Genomic DNA, 416 nt, shown 5'->3' on the forward strand with positions numbered 1-416 from the left:
CGCACGTGCGCACAACTGCAGGCCGACGCCCTGGCGGCGCTTGCGCTCACCGGAGTCACGCCCGACGACGTCATGACGAGCCCGGTCCTGCCGCACCCGGTCGAAGTGCAGGAGCACATCAAGCCGACCGTGCAGATCACGGTCCCGGCGCTCACGATGGCCGGCGTGAGCGATGCCCCGGCGACGCTGGACGGCTACGGGCCCATCGACCCTGAGACCGCAGCACGTATCGCCGTGAACGCCCCCAGCTTCACCCGGATCCTCGTCCAACCGGAAACCGGCGCAGTCCTTTCCGTCGGGCGGGGCCAGTACCGCGTTCCCGCCGATCTCCAACGGGCGGTGCGCCTCCGGGACGGCACTTGTCGGGCACCGGGCTGCGGCAGACGGGCCAGAGCGTGCGATCTCGATCATTCGGT

At 70.4% G+C, this 416-nt stretch carries 1 protein-coding gene; it reads left to right on the top strand.

The window, feature by feature from the left end; genetic code table 11:
• Positions 1–416: DUF222 domain-containing protein (locus BIU99_RS08375; RefSeq protein WP_139205386.1), on the top strand; the 416-nt coding region annotated here is incomplete at both ends.

Origin of the sequence: Plantibacter sp. MMLR14_011 (genome assembly GCF_001865025.1) — a bacterium.
Lineage (GTDB): Bacteria > Actinomycetota > Actinomycetes > Actinomycetales > Microbacteriaceae > Plantibacter > Plantibacter flavus_A.